At 42.9% G+C, this 15,999-nt stretch carries 14 protein-coding genes and 1 pseudogene; 13 read left to right on the forward strand and 2 right to left on the reverse strand.

Annotation, left to right across the window (positions count from 1 at the left end; translation table 11 throughout):
• Both FHW89_RS26310 and FHW89_RS26315 read right to left on the reverse strand, forming a co-directional pair.
• Nucleotides 1-266: pseudogene (locus FHW89_RS26310) on the reverse strand (undecaprenyl/decaprenyl-phosphate alpha-N-acetylglucosaminyl 1-phosphate transferase); the annotation flags it as partial.
• Nucleotides 267-365: 99 nt separating this feature from the next.
• Nucleotides 366-1,103: a glycosyltransferase family 2 protein gene (locus FHW89_RS26315; protein WP_172338028.1), complete on the reverse strand. Its 738-nt coding sequence runs from the start codon at nt 1,101-1,103 to the stop codon at nt 366-368.
• A 101-nt stretch (nt 1,104-1,204) separates the two neighbouring features.
• Between FHW89_RS26315 and FHW89_RS26320 the strand changes: the two genes are divergently transcribed.
• From FHW89_RS26320 to FHW89_RS26380, 13 genes are all read left to right on the forward strand, one after another.
• A complete protein-coding gene (locus tag FHW89_RS26320; RefSeq protein WP_172338029.1) occupies nt 1,205-1,993 on the forward strand; it encodes a polysaccharide biosynthesis/export family protein in 789 nt (262 codons plus the stop codon).
• Nucleotides 1,993-4,413, forward strand: coding sequence for a tyrosine-protein kinase family protein (locus FHW89_RS26325; RefSeq protein ID WP_172338030.1), 2,421 nt, complete (start codon nt 1,993-1,995; stop codon nt 4,411-4,413). The genes FHW89_RS26320 and FHW89_RS26325 overlap by 1 nt, the downstream gene beginning before the upstream one ends.
• A 17-nt stretch (nt 4,414-4,430) precedes the next feature.
• The gene (locus FHW89_RS26330; protein WP_172338031.1) at nt 4,431-4,946 is read left to right on the forward strand and encodes a UpxY family transcription antiterminator; all 516 of its coding nucleotides are present in this window, start codon (nt 4,431-4,433) and stop codon (nt 4,944-4,946) included.
• Between the two features lie 249 nt (nt 4,947-5,195).
• A complete protein-coding gene (gene asnB / locus FHW89_RS26335; protein WP_172338032.1) occupies nt 5,196-6,983 on the forward strand; it encodes an asparagine synthase (glutamine-hydrolyzing) in 1,788 nt (595 codons plus the stop codon).
• Nucleotides 6,976-8,097 carry a glycosyltransferase family 4 protein gene (locus tag FHW89_RS26340; protein WP_172338033.1) on the forward strand — a complete coding sequence of 374 codons (1,122 nt, stop codon included), beginning with the start codon at nt 6,976-6,978 and terminating at the stop codon, nt 8,095-8,097. The genes asnB and FHW89_RS26340 overlap by 8 nt, the downstream gene beginning before the upstream one ends.
• 2 nt (nt 8,098-8,099) lie before the next feature.
• Nucleotides 8,100-8,957 (forward strand): ABC transporter permease, encoded by an 858-nt coding sequence (locus FHW89_RS26345; protein ID WP_172338034.1) that lies wholly within the window; start codon nt 8,100-8,102, stop codon nt 8,955-8,957.
• A complete protein-coding gene (locus tag FHW89_RS28905; protein ID WP_172338035.1) occupies nt 8,957-10,219 on the forward strand; it encodes an ABC transporter ATP-binding protein in 1,263 nt (420 codons plus the stop codon). The genes FHW89_RS26345 and FHW89_RS28905 overlap by 1 nt, the downstream gene beginning before the upstream one ends.
• An 11-nt stretch (nt 10,220-10,230) precedes the next feature.
• Nucleotides 10,231-10,977, forward strand: a complete 747-nt coding sequence (locus tag FHW89_RS26355) for a hypothetical protein (protein WP_172338036.1) — start codon at nt 10,231-10,233, stop codon at nt 10,975-10,977.
• Between the two features lie 66 nt (nt 10,978-11,043).
• Nucleotides 11,044-11,556: an acyltransferase gene (locus FHW89_RS26360; protein WP_172338037.1), complete on the forward strand. Its 513-nt coding sequence runs from the start codon at nt 11,044-11,046 to the stop codon at nt 11,554-11,556.
• Nucleotides 11,553-12,428: a glycosyltransferase family 2 protein gene (locus FHW89_RS26365; RefSeq protein ID WP_253952327.1), complete on the forward strand. Its 876-nt coding sequence runs from the start codon at nt 11,553-11,555 to the stop codon at nt 12,426-12,428. Before FHW89_RS26360 ends, FHW89_RS26365 begins: the two co-directional genes overlap by 4 nt.
• Nucleotides 12,429-12,436: 8 nt before the next feature.
• Nucleotides 12,437-13,360, forward strand: a complete 924-nt coding sequence (locus FHW89_RS26370; protein WP_172338039.1) for a glycosyltransferase family 2 protein — start codon at nt 12,437-12,439, stop codon at nt 13,358-13,360.
• A gap of 107 nt (nt 13,361-13,467) precedes the next feature.
• The gene (locus tag FHW89_RS26375; protein WP_172338040.1) at nt 13,468-14,856 is read left to right on the forward strand and encodes an MBOAT family protein; all 1,389 of its coding nucleotides are present in this window, start codon (nt 13,468-13,470) and stop codon (nt 14,854-14,856) included.
• Complete coding sequence (locus FHW89_RS26380; RefSeq protein ID WP_172338041.1) at nt 14,856-15,971, forward strand: hypothetical protein; 1,116 nt, start codon at nt 14,856-14,858, stop codon at nt 15,969-15,971. Before FHW89_RS26375 ends, FHW89_RS26380 begins: the two co-directional genes overlap by 1 nt.
• Nucleotides 15,972-15,999 lie beyond the last annotated feature (28 nt).

Here is a 15,999-nt window from a genome sequence, read left to right on the forward strand (position 1 = left end):
GCTATCAGCAAGTAACTGATGGGCAGAGCCTTGTCAACAATACTAAACAATAGCATGGTGATTATAAAGCTCACAAACATGGCCACTCCTCCCAGGCGTGGTATGCCGTGATCATGTTGTTTACGAAAATGGCCCACATCATCATATAAATGACGTGCCCGTGCCACATGTAATATGGACGGAATAGTTAACCAGGTTATAAGAGCGGATATGACAAGTATTAAAACCTGATACCCAAAGTTGTAAGAATGCAAAAAATCAATCATGTAAATGCTTTTATAATGTTAGCGGGGGCTATCTTATAAAAACAGGTTATTAAGTATTACTCCTTATACGAGTGCAAAAAATTTAAGTTGAAGTTGAAATCAAAGAAATTGAAGAATTTTTCTGAGTGGTTTTAAAACCAGGGTAAGTATGGGGAAAGGAAGTTTATTTTGCCGCATAGCCAACAGATCATACTGCCATGCTTTCAGCCTGTTTTTCCAGTTTTTGCTGCTGATGCCCCCGGTGCGCATATTAACCATCACCTGCTTTAGATGATAGCTTCTGACCCCATGCCGGTACATCAGCCGGAGCATTAGTTCATAATCAGCTGCCGATCCGTGGTCAATACGGTAATAGCCAAACTGATCAAATAAGTTACGCCGGCAGTAAAAGGTAGGGTGTGGCGGCATAAACCCAAGTTTAAAGGCATTACGGTTATACTGTCCAGAACGCCATTTACGGATAACGCGCCGGTACTGATCCATAATATCCAGATCGCCGTATACTATTTCTGTATCCTGTTGCGTAAATACTCCGGCAACAGCCTGTAAAACATCATCACCGGCAAATTGATCGTCGGCGTTTAACATACCCACTACATCGCCGGTAGCCAGGCGGATGCCTTTGTTCATGGCATCATATATACCTTGATCTGGTTTCGAGATTAACACATGAATGTGTTCATGATATTCCTGGATGATAGCGAGCGTGTTGTCAGTCGAGCCACCGTCGATAATAATATATTCCAGATTGGGGTAGTTTTGGCTGATAACAGATTGGATACACTGCCTTATGGTATCCTGAGCATTGTAAACTACTGTAACCAGAGAGAGCTTCAAAACGTACAAGTTGGGGAAAGAATTACCAATATATATACCCGCAAATTATGTATTTTTGAATTCAATCCCTAATTATAGTTATTTAGTTTCTACTCGTCTGTATGCGCATTTGTACCCTTACTCTTTTATTTTTCGGGATAATTTTTGTTTTAACATCTTGTTCCAGCAAACAATACCAATTACTTTTTGAACAAAAAAACGCCGGCCCCGATAGCAGTTCGGCGCAAAAAATCACGGCAGCTGCCGCTGCTTATCGCATAAAACCACAGGATATTTTACAGATCAGGAATCTGCAAAACGTAAAATATATTGTTGATGAGGCGCCTATCAGCAATACGGCGTCAACCGGAAACACCACTACAAATACCGGGCAAACTTTCCAGGTTGATGATGATGGCACCGTGGCCCTGCCAGTTATTGGCCATGTAGCTGTGGCGGGCCTTACCCGGCCCGAGGCGGCAAAGCTTATTGAAAGCCTTTACCGCAAAAGCCTGCTCAAAGACCCCATCATCGAACTAAAAATTGTAAACCTTAAGGTTACTATGTTGGGCGAAATCAAAGGACAGGGAAATTATCCGCTAACAAAAGACCGTACCACCCTGGTAGAAATGATAGGTACAGCAGGCGGCCTTACAGAAAAAGCCAACGAAACCAACATTCAGATTATACGGGGCGATCAGGTAAACCCGCAGGTAACGGTGATCAACCTCCGAAACATCCAGGCCATTAATGACCCGCGCGCTATTCTTCAAAATGGAGATATTATTTATATTGCCCAAAACAAACGTGCGGTAAGGAACGAAAATCTGCAAAACATATCAGTGATCAGTCAGCCGGTATTGCTTTTGTTGAACACGGCCCTAATTATTTTCACGCTTTCCCATCGCTAATGGAAGAAACAGAAAAAATTCAGCGAAAACTGCCCGCCCAGGAGATCGACTATTTTAAGATAGGCAAGATATTGCTGAGCCGCTGGTATTGGATAGCCGCTTCTGTGGGCATAGTTGTATTGATATCCTATACCTATTTATGGTATACCCCAAAAACTTATTCATCATCGGGCACCTTAAAAATTGAAGAAAAAAAGTCAGAAATATCAGACCTGGTAACCGTGATGACCGTTCCAGAACGCGGGCCATCTAAAATCCAAAGCATTACCTCTGTAATACAAAGCCGCAACCTTATTCTCAGTGCTATAAAAACGCTCGATTATCGTGTCAGCTTTTATATCATGGGTCGGGTACGCACTTCCGAGATCTACCCCTCAAAACCATTGAACATTGAACTGATCAGGTTTGATAGTTTGAATTATTACCATGATCAGATAGGCTTTAAAGCACTGAACACGAAATCGTTTGAGTTGTCATACAAGATCGGGGGTAAAGAAATTCAGAGTACCTTTAACTATGATACGCCTGTAAACGTGGGGCCTACCAGTTTCACCATAAAATATCCGGGTACATTGAGCAAAAACACGGTTTACCTGTTTAAATTCAATATTCCGGAAGATTATGTTGATCGTGTCAGGGCCGGCTTATCAACTGGTGAAACCTCAAAAAACTCCAATATTATCGGCCTCCAGGAAACCGACTCCAACCCACAGTTTGCCGCCGATATTATCAATAGTATCATGAATCAGTACGTGTCTTTTGATCGTAATCAAAAAACCCAGTCTGCTTCGCAAATGATTGATTTTATTGACAGCCAGCTGGCCTTCCTGTCAACCGAAGTAAAGGGGTCCGAAAATTCCATTGAAAAGTATAAACAGCGGTCAAAGATCCTGGATGTAAGTTCGGCTTCAACAACAACAGCCTCCAAAGCAGCCGATCTGGAGTCGAACAAGTCATTATTAAAAATACAGCTATTGGCTATTGATCAGCTCAAAGATCAGATCACCCGGGAAAAGGATAACGTTAATTTAAACTTCACTACTACCGGGTCAGACAACCATTTACTACAGGCTATGGTCGAAAAACTGGATGGTCTGATACAGGAAAAGAACGCACTGTTAAAAACTTACAATACCGATTCGCAGCCCATTCGTGATATCAACCAGCAGATATTACAAATAAAACTGAACGCCCTCAATAATATCAGAACTTTACGTTCCGGCATCGAAAAGAACATCGCTTTTTTGGATAGCCAGCTTTCGCAGGTTAATCAAACCATCATGACCTTACCTGCCGCGCAGCGCGACCTGGTGAGCCTGCAACGTGATTTTGAGATCAACGATAAAGTATATTCCTTTTTATCAGAAAAAAAACTGGAGGCCCAGATAAGCAGGGCCGGTATATTACCGGGAGCAACCATTATTGAGCCAGCCCAGCCTAATTTTAACCCGGTATCGCCCGATGAGCATAATATCCACCGCTCGGCAATTATCTTCGGTTTAATTATAGGCCTGGGGCTTATTGTTGTTGTACGGATCATGAACCCGTATATTTACGATAAAGAAACCATCGAAAGTCTTACCTCTGTACCTATATTGGGTATCATCCGGAAGTTCCCGGAGCCGATTGACGAAGATAACGGGCAAATTTTAGCGCTTGTAAGGCCCAAATCCATATTCGCGGAGTCGGTGCGTTCGGTACGTACCAATTTGAGTTTCCTGGCATCTGATAAAAAAAGCAAGGTGATCTGTATCACCTCAGAAGTAGCCGGCGAAGGGAAATCATTTGTAGCGGTTAACCTGTCAAGCACGCTTTCACTGATTGATAAAAAAGTTATCCTTATCGGCGCCGATCTTCGCCGCTCAAGGGTTCACAAAATATTTAATGTATCTAATGACATTGGATTAAGCAATTACCTGGCCCACCAAAACGAGCTGGATGATATCATCTTTCATTCCGAACAGGAAAATCTTGATTTTATCATTTCCGGGCCCGTGCCACCCAACCCATCCGAACTGTTGCATAGCGAACGGATGAGCGCCTTAATTGCACAGTTAAAAACCAGGTATGATATTGTGATGATAGATACGGCGCCCATAGGCCTGGTGTCTGATGCTATCCCGCTGATCCGGATGAGCGACGTTAATGTTTTTGTGATCCGGTCCGGAAGATCGAAGTTTTACGCGGCCACCGTGCCACAGCGTGTTGCGCAGGAATATCAGTTGAATAATACCGTAATAGTGCTTAACGCCTATGAGGAAGAACCTTTACATTCCAGATACTACACTACCAAATTTACCGGTGATAATTCTGGAGTACACTATTATTATTATGCCGATTATAACGGCTACGAAGATTCCGGATATTATTTGGATGATAACAAGGCCAAATGGTGGGATGTGAGAAAATGGTTTAAATAAGCAAGCTTTTTAATACAATGAACCTGCTAACCAGTGAGGTAAAAAAGAAATGGTACCCTGTTTATACGCATGCCCGGGCCGAAAAAAAAGCATACGAAGCGCTGATCAGTAAAGGAATATCGGCTTATTTGCCCTTGCACCGGCAACTTAAACAATGGAGCGATCGTAAAAAGTGGGTCGAGGAGCCCTTTATCAAATCATACATATTTGTTAACATCGCCGAACAGGCACAGGCAGATGTATTAATGACAAAAGGAATATCCCGCTTTTTATATTTTTCGGGCAAACCAGCCACCATGCCCGACCGCCAGATTAACGAACTGAAGTTATTGATGACAAGTTCGCTCGACCTGGAAATTACAGAAGAAGATCTGCAGCCCGGGGAAAAAATTATTATAAAAGCGGGTCCTTTAAAAGGAATGACCGGAGAGGTGGTTATATACCGGTCGCAAAAGCAATTGATATTAAGATTGGAAAGCATAGGATGCTCCATTATTGTGCATGTTGCCGCCTCCTATATTGAGCGATTTTAATCGGAATTATTATTTTTAACAATAAAGAAAATACAACAAGTTAAGAGTCAAGAAATCAAGAGTCAGGAATCAAGAAAAATAGTGAAAAGCGGTACCTGATATTTCTTTTTGGGCCGGATATTATTTCATATTGAATTATTTTCCTGCTTCTTCACTCTTGATTTCTTGACCCTCATAAACAACTGTAAAATAATAAGTTACAAAATACAACTGTGACTTACGGGGCGAAGCTGTGAAGATATACCAACCATGTGCCGGATAGCAGGAATAATTAACAAAAGCCTGCACCCGGACGAGATCCATCAAAAAGTAAAGGCCATGTGCCAGATACTACAACATGGCGGCCCCGATAATGAGGGTTTATTTTTTGACGATCAGCATCATATCGGTTTAGGACATCGGCGGCTATCCATTATTGACCTGAGCAGCAACGGGCACCAGCCCATGTCAGATACCGGGCAAAAAGTATGGATAACCTTTAACGGCGAACTGTACAATTACCTGGAATTAAAAGTAGAGCTCGTAGCACTCGGCGCACAATTCAAATCGGCGACAGACACGGAGGTGATCATATTAGCGTATCTGCAATGGGGAACCGCCGCCTTCGCTAAATTCCGTGGGATGTTCGCTTTCGCTTTATATGATACCCATAACAAGCTCGTTTACCTGGTACGTGATAGCGCGGGTATCAAACCTATATATTATTACGCCCAACACGGGGCATTGAGCTTCGCATCAGAGATAAGGGCTTTTACCGCAGCAGATATCGCTATGGAAAAAGACCCCAACTGGACTGTAAGGTTTTTGGCCTTTGGTCATATTCCTGAACCATACACTACTTTAAAAAATGTCTTCAGCTTACCAAAGGGGCATTTTTTACGCTGGGATATTACTTCGTCGGCCTGTACCATCGCTCCATATCATGAAACACAGAAACAGGAACAGATCACCGATATCAATGAAGCCCGCATATTGATCAAAGACACGCTGATCAAAAGTGTAAACCGGCAGCTCATTGCCGATGCCACCATTGGTGTATTTTTAAGCGGAGGCATTGATTCCAGCTTGCTTACACTGTTAGCCAATCTTCAAAAAGACCAGCAGCTAAAAACGGTATCCATCTACTTTAATGAGCAGGATTACAACGAACAGCATTACCAACGGGTAATTTTAGATAAATTACAAGGCCAAAGCTTTTCGCACCTGGTACAGCAGCATGATTTTGATGCTTTTTTACCGAGGATAATTGCCGCTATGGATATGCCCACTACCGACGGCATCAACAGTTGGTTTATCAGTAAATATGCCCATGAGGACGGGCTGAAAGCGGTATTATCGGGTATTGGTGCTGATGAACTTTTTGGCGGATATCCCTCCTTCGGGCGGATAAAATATTTGAAATATCTCCGGAAAGCTAGTCCAGCATTATTTTCGACTGTCAGCGGCCTTTTACCCGATCAGTATAAAAAGCTCGCGTTTTTAGCCAATAACCATTATTTAGCTGATTATCTTTTACTGAGAGGCTTTTTCTCACCTACCGAGATTGCTAAATTTCTGGATACCGACAGTAAGCAGGTGAGGGGTATCCTTTTTGATACCCCCTCGGAATCCTGCCCAAACCATTATGATAAAGAACATGCCTCCTGGCTCGAAACCAATTTGTATATGCAAAACCAGTTATTGCGGGATACCGATGTGATGAGCATGAATCACGGACTGGAAGTGCGGGTGCCATTTTTAGATGAGGATTTTACCAGCGTCGTAAACCGCATTGATCCATCTATACGATTTGATAATGGCCAACCCAAAAAATTCCTGATCAATAGCTTTGATGATCTGTTGCCGCCAGAAATCTGGAACAGGCCAAAAATGGGATTTTCTTTTCCGCTGCAGCAGTGGATGGCAGCGCATCCCGAAATAAGCGATAGTGGGCATTACAAAGGGAAGGCAGCCCAAACAATGATTAAAAAATTTAAAAATAAAGGCATGCACTGGTCCAAAGCGTTTGCACTTTATCAGGTACAGGCTCATGTCTAAAAAGGTGCTATTGCTTACTTTACAAACGTTTAGTACCACCGGGGGCATCCAAAAAATGACCCGCACATTGGGTTATACTTTAAATCAGATAGCACAAAACAACAACTGGACTTTTGAATTATGGTCGGCTTATGATCACACCGCCGATCTGATGCCGGAGTATCTTCCCGCTATTAATTTTAAGGGATTTGGTATCAACAAACTGAGCTTTGCCTTAAAGCTGGCAAGTAAAAAATTCACCTCCCGGGATGTTATTATACTGAGCCATATTAACCTGGCTGCCATTGGTTTGATTATCAAGGCCCTGAACCCTAAATGCCAGGTTTGGTTAGTGGCTCATGGTATTGAGGTATGGCGACCGTTTTCATTCATCAAAAAACGGTTCATAAAAACCTGCGACAAAGTGATCTGTGTAAGCAACTATACCCGGCAGCAGATGCTCAGCCGTCACCATATTGATCAGGATATTTGTATGGTGCTGAATAATGCTATTGATCCTTTGATGCCATTACCGGCTACGTTTTCAAAGCCCCGCGGCTTGCTTAACCGCTATCAGCTTAACCATAGCCATCCGATTATATTTACCTTAACCCGCATGGCCTCCACAGAGAAATACAAAGGGCACGAATTGGTGATAGAGGCTATCGGAAAATTGAAAAATAAATACCCGGGTATTAAATATATCCTGGCTGGCAAATATGATGAGCTGGAAGATGTGCGGATCAATAAACTAATAACCGACCATGATGTGCGTGAGCATATCATTTTAACCGGCTTTATCGAAGAAGCCGAACTCACCGATCATTTTTTACTGGCCGATCTGTTTGTTTTACCCAGTAAAAAAGAAGGCTTTGGCATTGTGTTTATCGAAGCGATGGCTTGCGGCCTGCCCGTTATTTGCGGTAATGCCGATGGCAGCATCGATGCCATACGTAATGGCGAACTGGGCCGGTCTGTAAACACAGATAACACTGCCGAACTATATAACTGCATGAATGAATCACTGGCACAGCCATTAACAATAGCCAATCGTGAGCAATTACAAAAACGCAGTTTACAGCATTTTAATCAATCCGATTACGCCCGTAAACTACAGGAACTATTAACCGAATAAGCATGTTGGAAAACGAAGACTGGGACATCAAAATAACCGCGCAAAACAGCATTTTCGATTTAAAGCTCCGGGATGTATGGCACTACCGCGACCTGCTGTTGCTGCTGGTACGGCGCGATTTTGTTTCCTTTTACAAACAAACTATCCTTGGACCCATTTGGTTTTTTATACAGCCCGCTATTACTATTGTGCTTTATACCCTGGTGTTTGGCAACCTGGCAGGCATCCCCGTTGATGGCTTACCCAAGCCCTTGTTTTATCTGGCGGGGATCATCATATGGAATTATTTTTCGGAATGTTTAACCAAAACAGCCACCGTTTTCAGGGATAACTCAGCCCTGTTAGGGAAAGTTTATTTTCCACGGCTGATCATGCCCCTGAGCATTGTGTTATCCAATCTCATCAGGTTTGGAGTACAGTTTTTATTGTTCATGATCCTGTATGTGATTTACCTATTTAAAGGAACAACCATTGTCCCGAACGCTTTTCTGTTGCTATTACCCTTACTCCTCGTTATGATAGCGGCCTTGGGTTTGGGGCTCGGGATGATCATATCGGCAGTAACCACCAAATACCGCGACCTTGCTTTTATCGTGTCATTCGGTGTGCCTTTGCTCATGTACACTACAACTGTAATTTTCCCGCTTTCCGTAGCCGAAGCCAAATACCCGGCTTACAGCTGGCTGGTGAAATTCAACCCGATAACGGCCATTATCGAAACTTTCAGATACGGTTTTATGGGTCGCGGAAGTTTCAGCTGGGAGCTGATGGGGTACAGTCTGGCAAGCACCATCGTTATTCTGCTGCTGGGAACTATCATATTTAACCGGGTTGAAAAAACGTTTGTCGATACCGTATAATGAGCACCGTAATTAAAGTAGAAAACCTGTCAAAAGCCTACCAGCTGGGCGATTTTGGTACCGGCACCATATCCCGTGATATGGAACGCTATTGGGCCCGGCTACGAGGTAAAGAAGATCCCCTTTTAAAAGTAGGCGAAACCAATGACCGCACCACCAAAGGCCAAAGCGATGTGGTGTGGAGCTTACGCGATATTAATTTTGACGTTGAACAAGGTGATGCCATAGGTATTATAGGCCGCAACGGCGCGGGCAAAAGTACCTTGCTTAAAATATTAAGCCGGGTTACTTCGCCAACAACGGGCTCGGTAAAAGTAAAAGGTCGTATAGCCAGCTTACTGGAAGTAGGCACCGGTTTCCATCCGGAGCTAACCGGTCGTGAAAATATTTTTTTAAACGGTGCTATCCTCGGGATGCGCAAGGCCGAGATCAAGCGGAAGTTTGATGAGATCGTAGATTTTTCGGGAGTGGAGCGCTATATCGATACGCCGGTAAAAAGATATTCATCGGGCATGTATGTGCGCCTGGCCTTCGCGGTGGCGGCCCACCTCGAATCAGAGATTATGATTGTGGATGAAGTATTGGCTGTAGGCGATGCCGAATTCCAGAAAAAATGCCTGGGTAAAATGGGAGATGTAAGCCAGGGTGAAGGGCGAACCGTTTTATTCGTAAGCCACAATATGGGCGCAGTGCAGAAACTTTGCAATAAGGGAATCTTATTGAATAACGGGCAAATTGCATTTAACGGCTCCTGTAAAGACACGGTTTATCATTACGCTCAAAATGGCGTTAAAACAGACGCCGATTTCCTGAACAGGATCAGTTACTCTTCTGATAAAGTTAAAATAAACAATATTTTGTTTAACAATGGCCCAATCAACAGCCTTGTTCTGAATCCAGAAAATAATTTTTCGTTCGAAATAAAAATTGACCTGTCCTTAAAAACCGATACTCCGATAGATATAGAATGCCGCTTTTTAGACAGGGATTCCAACCCGGTTGCTTTTTTTAGTCCGGGGCACCATGATGGGGTCAAAATTCAAAACAAGGGCGAGGCGTCACTGACTTATAAAATAACTTTCCCCGGCAATTTGAACAAGGTAGATCTGGATATGAACCTGTATCTCACCTACCCGGGTGTTGAAATATACGCGTTCTGCGAGAAAGCTTTAACTATAGAATATACCGGGTACAGCATGACCAGCGGTCATGTTTTTGAATATGAAAAAGGGGCCGGACTAATTTTCCTTCCACCCAACTAATTACCTGCAGGTTGCCGAACTCGAAGACAAAATATATAGCATATTCCTTATGGGGCGATAATCCGCTGTATACAACCGGCATGATCAGGAATGTGGAACAAGCCGCCATATTATATCCCGAATGGCAAATCGTGGTATATTTTGATGATACTGTTCCGCCGGAGATCATCCATACCATCCAGGAAAAAGGAGCCATCACCATCAACAAAACCGGAGATATTTACGGGATGTTCTGGCGTTTTTACGCTGCCGATCTGGATGGCTGCACCCATGTCATTTTCAGGGATTCCGATTCGCGCTTAACCATGCGGGAAAAACTGGCGGTTGATGAATGGCTTAAAAATGATGATATGATCCATATCATGCGCGATCATCCGCATCACCATTCCACAGATGAAAGCCATGCTTTTTATATTCTGGGTGGCCTGTGGGGCATCAAGGGTGGTGCAGTGCCCATGCAATCCATGATCAGCAGCTTTGCCGAAAAAAACGACCTGGAATACGGCAGCGACCAGTTCTTTTTAAATGAAATTTATTCCAGGTTCAAAAGCTCCTGCACGGTACATGATGAGTTTTTTGATAAAAAACCCTTCCCCATCAAAAGAAAGGGTTTTGAGTTTATTGGGGAACGCATTGATATCAATGAGCAACCTTACAACGATGATCGGCAGGCCATAAAAGATTTTTATCGCCAAAAAGACCTGATCTTTAGGATCAAGAAAAGGCTCGCCTCCTTTTTCCGGTCACCTAATTCATAAAGCGTTTTGAACCTAAACACATTAAGATCCGTCAAACATTATCTAACCGCAAAAACAAGGGTTCTGATGTTAGGTATCGCCAAACTAACGCCACGAAGCCACAGATCAGGCTTCTGGTCGCGGGTAAGTTACAGCGCCTGGAAATTAACAGGGATCAAAGTTGATCATCCTGTTTTTATTGACAAGGGTTTTAAATGTATCAACCCCACCAATATTACTTTAGGCAATTATGTTTCTTTGGGCCACGATAACCACATCTGGGCCTTTGATGCCGTAAGCATTGGCGATTATACCCAAACGGCGAAAGATCTGCTCATCATATCCGGGTCGCATGAGGTAAACTCTTTGCGCCCCAAAAACAATCAACAGGTGGTAATCGACGCGGGTTGCTGGATCGGGGCCCGGGTAACTATCCTGGGCGGCGTGAGCATTGGCAAAGGCGTTGTTATAGGGGCATGCTCGGTGGTCAATAAAGACATTCCCGATTTTGCGGTTGTTGCCGGTAATCCAGCCAAAATATTACGGTACCGGGAGCCCGATGACGAACAATGGAATCCATTTATCAAGTATCAGATTTGACATATCATAAAATATCCGTAATCACACCCTCCTATAACCAGGGCAGGTTTATTGAACAAACTATCCTCTCGGTTATCGGTCAGCAATATCCCAATCTGGAATATATCATCATCGATGGCGGGAGTACCGACGAAACCCTGGATATTATCCGGAAATACGAAAAGCATATCACTTATTGGGTAAGCGAAACAGATAAAGGCCAGAGCAACGCCATCAATAAAGGTTTTGAACGGGCTACCGGCGATATTTTATGCTGGCTAAATTCCGATGATTATTATTTGCCCGGCACCTTGCTGGAAGTGAATCAAACATTATCAAATGAGCGACCGGAATTGTTGTTTGGCAATTGCATCCATTTAAATGAAGATGCCCATCTGGTATATGGCACCTCTTACGACCCTTTGAAAAACTGGGCTATTACTCACGGAGATTACATTGTACAACCCAGCAGCTTTTGGACCAGGCAGGCGTTTGAACAAACCGGGCAACTCCGGGAGGATCTGCACTTTGGTTTCGATTGGGAATGGTTTGCCCGTGCGCAGGCCAACGGCGTAAACTTTATTCCCTCAGAAAAATACTTTTCTGTTTACCGGCTGCATAACGATCAAAAATCAAACGAGAATAACGCCGACCGGTCCAAAGAATTGATATCGATCGAAAAGCAATTAAACCCCTCCCGGTTTGAGTATATCGATAATTACCTTGATAAACATCTCAACAACATAAACCGGATATATAGCCTCAGTTCAAAACGGCTGTTCAAACACTGGGAATACCGCCTGCTGAAAGCTTTTCATCCGGACTTAATAAAAATGATAGACAGGGTTAGCCTAAAAAAATACATTAAATACGGCTATCCACATCAAAAATAATACAGTAAATGTTGCTGCCTAACCTACTTCATTATCGTGCCAAATTAGAAAAAAACGGAGTTCCATTTCCTTTACATACGGTACCATTTACCAAACATGGATTACGAGAAACTTTGCCCCAACCCCAAAGTGATAAAACCGGCTGGCCCTGGACCGAGGAGACCTCGCCAAGCGTATACGATGAAAGGATCACCTGGCCAAAGCTTACTATTGTAACCCCATCCTATAACCAGGGGCATTTTCTGGAAGAAACCATTCGGTCCGTACTTTTACAAAACTACCCCAATCTGGAGTATATTGTAATTGATGGGGGCAGCACAGATGGCAGCCAGGAAATACTGGAAAAATATTCGCCCTGGATAAGTTACTGGCAAAGCAAAAAAGACGAGGGGCAATCAAACGCCATTAATTTAGGTTTCAGCCTGGCAAGCGGCAACTACTATGCCTGGATAAATAGTGATGATTATTATCTGAAAAATACATTCCACTTGGTTGCCGGTACCTTTTTAAAAAGCCAGACAGATTTTATTTATGGGTACACCTTTAATAAAAAGGATGACCAATTTGAACTGGTGACCGTTCCGCCTTTATATGATTACTTTTTAAAGATACCATCATTACCGCAGCCTGCCTGCTTTTGGAAAGCGAGCATCAATCAGCCGGTTTGGGAAGAAATGCAATGCGCACTTGATTATGAGCTGTGGTTACGACTGGTGAAAGGCCATAAACGCAAACGCATAAAACAGCCCCTGGCTGTTGCCAATATGCATGCTGATGCCAAAACCCATAACGATACCATGAAGATTAAATGGCACGAGGATCATCTAAAAATGTGGTCGGCAGATGGGCATGGGCCAGTACCGGAATGGAAACGCATCGTTTTCCTGAACCGCATCAGGCTAAAATTATACAGATTATTGAAGATAGTTTGATTTTGGTATCAAGTAGCTAGTATCAAGTATCACGATTTTGAATGCTTTTTCTTATTATCAAATAACAAGGGTGTCTTGATACTTGATACTAAAGCTTCCTCCCCCTAATGTTATTTAACTCCCTCCTGTTCCTGATCTTTTTCCTGGTAGTAACCAGCGCGTATTATCTGCTTACGCCAAAGCTACGCTGGGTATGGCTTTTACTGGCCAGTTGTTACTTCTACATGTATTTTAAACCGGTATATATTTTAATTATACTGTTCACCATTATAGTTGATTACATAGCAGGCTTGTTAATTGAAAAGGCAGAGGGCAGCAACAAAAAGTTTTTTTTACTGGCAAGTATCATAGCCAACGTTGGTGTACTGGCTGTATTTAAATATTTCGATTTTTTTGCTGATAATTTTAATTTTTTAAGCCATCATTTTAGCGGCCCGCAGATGCCTTTGCTGCACATTTTATTACCTATAGGGCTGTCGTTCCACACCTTTCAGGCCATGAGCTATACCATTGAGGTTTACCGCGGTAACCAAAAGGCCGAAAAACATTTTGGTATTTACGCCCTGTATGTTCTTTTTTATCCGCAGATGGTAGCCGGGCCAATTGAACGACCTCAGCATATTTTACCGCAACTGCACCGCGTAAACAAATTCAATACTACAGGTTTTATCACCGGTATATTTTTAATCATGATAGGCCTGTTTAAAAAAATGGTGATCGCCGATCGTTTGGGCCTGTTTGTTGATCCGGTGTTTAACAACCCCCATAGTCATTCTGCACTTGATCTGCTGGTGGCCGTCTATTTTTTCGCGTTCCAGATCTATTGCGATTTTAGCGGCTACTCAGACATAGCCGTTGGCGCTGCCCTAACCCTGGGTATCGAGCTGATGCGCAACTTTAACATGCCTTATCTCTCCAAAAACATTGCGGAGTTTTGGCAGCGCTGGCATATCTCCCTGTCTACCTGGTTTCGCGATTATGTTTATATCCCGCTTGGCGGCAGCCGGGTAACTTTCATGGTCACCTGCATCAATATACTTATTGTATTTATCATCAGCGGGCTATGGCATGGCGCCAACTGGAAATATCTGGTATGGGGTTTGGTGCATGGCCTGCTGTTGATCGGCTATCAATTATCAAAAAAACTCAAAATCAACATCAAAGGCTTTAGCTATCTCAAATGGATACTCACCTTTAATCTGGTTTGCCTGGCATGGATATTTTTCAGGGCCAATACCATTGCCGAAGGGTTTTTCATCCTGAATAAGATCTTCACCTTAACACCCTTGCATTATACCGCCGCCGCTATTATGCCCCGCAACGAGATCTTCTATTGTATATTCATTATACTGGCCCTCTTAGCGGGCGAATGGTATATGCAACGCAAGACCCAATGGTCAAAAAGAGGCATGTTATTAACAACGCTTATCTTATTTATTGCCTGTTACTTCCTGGGCATATTTAATGAGGCGCAGTTTATCTATTTTCAATTCTGATGAAGAAGGTCGCCGGTATATTGGTTTTAGTTTTTAGCACGCTGATACTGCTAACCGCTATGAACCAGTCGTTCATCAACCGTATTAAAAACGACCGGTATTTTGATCATTTGGATGACAACCATGGCCCCAGGTCATTGTATCAGCGCATTTTTGTACAGTCGGACCGCTGGGCTTATGGCGACCTTTACGGTCTATGCTATTTGCCTCAATACCGATTTAGGCTGGAGACATTTAAAAAATACCATTCCGTAAACAGGGCGAATCCTCAAAAACGGGTGCTCTATATTATCGGCGATAGTTTTTTGGCCGATAAAACCTTAACCAGCGCGTTTGATAGTTTTGATAATGTTATCTTCTTAGACAGAAGATTCCCATTCGGACCAATTCGGTTAGACAGCACCAAACAAAATTTTCTGATCATGGAGTTTGCCGAGCGTAACCTCAACGGCTACGACATCAACAAAACCGATGAAATACGATGGGCGAAAAATGACATCAAAGCCAAACACTATACACCTGTTGAACAAAAAGTAAATACGCCCGCCTCGCTTTCTGTTTTTAACAGGTTAGGAAAAATCATTTTCAACAAGGACCTGAGCCGGAACCTGGAGCTTGTACTATTTGATGACAGATTATTTACCCCGATAAAAGAATTAAAAGCTTCACTCAATTACCATTTATTTGGCCGGGTTGCCAAGGAGGTAGCGGTGAGTACCGACAAAAAAAGATTACTATTAAACATCACAGTGGATACCGGAGATATCCATTCGGCATTCCGGTATAAAAGCAACCGGCAAATTGATAGCATCACCACAAACCTTACAAAAGCCCAAAACTATTACCAGGCAATCGGGTTTAAAAAAGTATTTCTAAGTATTGTACCCAATCCGGTATCTGTTTATGATGAAAACCGGATGCCCTACAATCATCTGCTGGAACGGGTAGAGCAACAAACAGACTTACCCATCATTAGTATCTATAAAATATTTAAAATAGATAGACACAATCTATACTTTTTAAGCGATGCCCACTGGAACCCGCTGGGTTTTGATATCTGGGTACAGGAGGTAAATAAAACATTTAAAAGTGATCATGAAAAAATCACTAAATAACCATTACACTAATTCAGTCATTATTTCT

The sequence above is a fragment of the Mucilaginibacter sp. SG564 genome (assembly GCF_013149275.1).
In the GTDB taxonomy this organism is placed as follows: domain Bacteria; phylum Bacteroidota; class Bacteroidia; order Sphingobacteriales; family Sphingobacteriaceae; genus Mucilaginibacter.

Excerpts from the sequence above, each read along its gene's own strand:
- FHW89_RS26320 (WP_172338029.1), top strand. The coding sequence starts at position 1,205 with ATGCGCATTTGTACCCTTACTCTTTTATTTTTCGGGATAATTTTTGTT.
- FHW89_RS26325 (WP_172338030.1), top strand. The coding sequence starts at position 1,993 with ATGGAAGAAACAGAAAAAATTCAGCGAAAACTGCCCGCCCAGGAGATC.
- FHW89_RS26330 (WP_172338031.1), top strand. The coding sequence starts at position 4,431 with ATGAACCTGCTAACCAGTGAGGTAAAAAAGAAATGGTACCCTGTTTAT.
- asnB (WP_172338032.1), top strand. The coding sequence starts at position 5,196 with ATGTGCCGGATAGCAGGAATAATTAACAAAAGCCTGCACCCGGACGAG.
- FHW89_RS26340 (WP_172338033.1), top strand. The coding sequence starts at position 6,976 with ATGTCTAAAAAGGTGCTATTGCTTACTTTACAAACGTTTAGTACCACC.
- FHW89_RS26345 (WP_172338034.1), top strand. The coding sequence starts at position 8,100 with ATGTTGGAAAACGAAGACTGGGACATCAAAATAACCGCGCAAAACAGC.
- FHW89_RS28905 (WP_172338035.1), top strand. The coding sequence starts at position 8,957 with ATGAGCACCGTAATTAAAGTAGAAAACCTGTCAAAAGCCTACCAGCTG.
- FHW89_RS26360 (WP_172338037.1), top strand. The coding sequence starts at position 11,044 with ATGTTAGGTATCGCCAAACTAACGCCACGAAGCCACAGATCAGGCTTC.
- FHW89_RS26370 (WP_172338039.1), top strand. The coding sequence starts at position 12,437 with ATGTTGCTGCCTAACCTACTTCATTATCGTGCCAAATTAGAAAAAAAC.
- FHW89_RS26375 (WP_172338040.1), top strand. The coding sequence starts at position 13,468 with ATGTTATTTAACTCCCTCCTGTTCCTGATCTTTTTCCTGGTAGTAACC.
- FHW89_RS26380 (WP_172338041.1), top strand. The coding sequence starts at position 14,856 with ATGAAGAAGGTCGCCGGTATATTGGTTTTAGTTTTTAGCACGCTGATA.